Genomic DNA, 2,662 nt, shown 5'->3' on the forward strand with positions numbered 1-2,662 from the left:
CGCCCGTCGGCGGCGAGCCGGCGGATCGCCTCGCCGAGCGAGCCGAGCGCGCCGAAGACGGTCCCGAGATCGGCGGCGAGGCGCGCCGTCGCGCGCCGCTCCGCCGCGAGCGCGTCGAAGACGGGCGCCGCCGTCGCGAAGGTGCCGGACAGCGCCTCGACGAGCCCATTGAGGTCGTCGGGGTCCGCGAGGCCCTCGCCGACGCCGGTGAGGAGCCGCTGCAGACGCTCGCGGCGCGGCGCGTCGAGCGTCGAGAGCACCTGGTCGAGTTGGACGGCGTCGTGCGCGCGCGGCAGCGGCAGCGTCCCGTTGTCGGGGAGCGCCGCCGCCTCCGTCCCCGGGTCGAGGTCGACGTAGTTCTCGCCCACCACGGTCTTCTGCCGCACCCGCACGCGCGCATCGGCACGCACGGGGCCGTGCTCCTCGTCGATCTCGAGCGCGAGGACCGCGGTCCCTCCGCGGTGGCCGACCTCCGTGACGCGGCCCGCCTTCACCCCTGCGATGCGCACGTCGGCCTGCGGGAGCAGCTGCTGGGCGTCGGGGACGACGGCCTCGACCCGGTGCGTCGCCCCGACGTTGAGCCCTCCGGCGACCGAGAGGAGCTGGAGGAAGATCGCCGCGCAGACCGCGGCGAACACGACGTGCAGGGCGATCCGCCGCCGCAGGAGATGCGTGTCGGTGCTCACTTCGGCGGCCTCCCGTCGGCGCAGCCCGGCGCGCCCTTCAGCTGCGGGTCGGCGCCGAGCTGCGTCGCGCCATCGGCCGAGGAGGCGACCACGGCGCCGCGCGGCGAGGCCGAGCGGTTCGACGCGTTGCCGAGCTTCATCGTCGACAGCGTCCACGCGAAGAACTTCGAGACCGGCAGCTCGCAGCGCTCGACCTTCGCGGTGATGCGGTCCAGCCGCGGCGCCTGCGGGGCGAGGACGCTCGTCGCGCCGTCGAGCGCGGCGGCCGTCGGCGCGAGGTCGCGGGCGAGCGGCACGAGCGTCCGCACGGGCTCCCGCAGCGCGGCGAGCGCCGGCCCGGCCGCCTCGCTGAACGCGTCGAGCGCGTCGAGCCCGGCCGGGAGCGCGCGTGCGGCGGGCCGCAGCGCGGCGAGCGCGGGCCGCGCGCGTCGCAGCGTCGTGCGCAGCTCGGCGAAGGAGCCCTCCATCTGCCCGAGCGTCGGCGGCAGCTCGAGCAGCAGGCGGTCGATGGAGGCGCGGTTCGCCGCGGTCTCCTCGAGCGTCTCGGCCCCCGCACGCACGAGCCGCTCGAGGTCGCCGTCGCGGCGGGCGAGCTCGTCGGTGACGAGGCGCGTGTTCGCCACGAGCCGGCGGACGAGCCCGCGACGCTCGGTGAGCGCCTCGGCGACGCGGCGCTGCTCGGTGAGCCACGGGACGAGCGCCGCGAAGGCCGACCGCAGCTGCGCCCCGCCGCCCGGCAGGCCGCGCCCGAGCTCGTCGAGCAGCGTCGACATCCGCAGCGACGTGTCCTCGCTGAAGACGTTCAGGACCTCCGCGACGTCGACGGGCGTGCGGGTGCGCTCGGCGGCGATGAGGTCGCCGTCGCCGACCTCGCCGGCCCGCGGCGTGCCGCGGTCCTCGACGTCGAGGTACATGTCGTTCAGCGCGGTCTGCGGACGCAGGCGCAGCGTCGCGTCGCGGTAGAGCGCGCCGCCGCCCTCGTCCGGGTCGATCGAGACGGTGAGGACGGGCTGCCCGTCGCGCAGATCGACGTCCGTGATCCGACCGACGACGACGCCGGACCAGCGCACCTCGTTGCGGCCGGGGATGACGCTCTTCGCGTCGTCGACGGCGACCTGGACCGTGAGGCGCTCGTCCCAGGGGAGCGCGACGTTCATGCGGCTCACGAGCAGCGCGGTCGCGGCGACGGCGGCGATGATCCCGACGAGCGTGACGATCGCGGGCCGTCGCGCCCGCTCGAGCTCGCGACGCAGCCGCCCGCGGCCGCTCGACGCGAACCGGGTCATCGCCCGCCACCTCCTGAGAGGAACGCGCCGACGAGCTCCTCGAGGCCGGCGCAGCGCGCCTTCTGGCCCGCCGACGGGTCGGTGAGCGACGTCGTGCACGGGAGGGGCGAGAGGCTGTTCTCCGCCGGCTGGATCGGGAAGTGCGCCGTGTAGCCGAGCCGGTCGAACTCGCTCGTGATCGAGCCGAGCGTCGCGAACGTCGGGCCGATGAGCTGGTGGACCGGCAGCCCGGTGTCGCTCTCGCGGCCCTCGAGATACGGGACGAGCTCGCCGTCGATGCGGGCGACCGCGGGCTCGAGACCGTCGACGAGCGCGCGGCCGGGCCCGGAGGCGGCCGCGAGGCTGCGCAGCGCGGGCCGCAGGTGGCGCAGCAGCGGCCGGGAGCGGTCGAGGACGTCGTCGAGCGCGACGGCGACGGGACGGGCGCGCGCCGCGGCGCGGCGGCGCGGCGTCGCCGCGGGACCGATGTCAGCGAGGAGGCCGTCGAGCGCGGGCAGCGTCCGGTCGATGTCGGCGGCGACCCGGCGCGTCGCGGCGAGCGCACGCGGCGCGTCGCGCAGCGTCCGGCCGAGCTCGCCGCGCGCACCGGCGGTCGCGGCGAACGTCGCGGCGGCGTCCGGCAGGAGCCGGCGGACGTCGGCGCCGGAGCGGTCGAGCGCGCGCATCGCCCGCGCCGTGGAGGCGACGAGG

Annotated in this window: 2 protein-coding genes and 1 pseudogene; all 3 read right to left on the bottom strand. The window is 77.1% G+C overall.

Going from position 1 to position 2,662, the window contains the following annotated elements:
- The coding region (locus ACME2J_RS22200; protein WP_495547127.1) for an MlaD family protein at window positions 1-686 on the bottom strand (686 nt) is incomplete at its 3' end.
- Complete coding sequence (locus tag ACME2J_RS22205; protein WP_495547128.1) at window positions 683-1,972, bottom strand: MlaD family protein; 1,290 nt, start codon at window positions 1,970-1,972, stop codon at window positions 683-685. The genes ACME2J_RS22205 and ACME2J_RS22200, both read right to left, overlap by 4 nt.
- Window positions 1,969-2,662, bottom strand: a pseudogene (locus ACME2J_RS22210) (hypothetical protein); the annotation flags it as partial. The pseudogene ACME2J_RS22210 and the gene ACME2J_RS22205, both read right to left, overlap by 4 nt.

The sequence above is a fragment of the Paraconexibacter sp. genome, assembly GCF_059438195.1.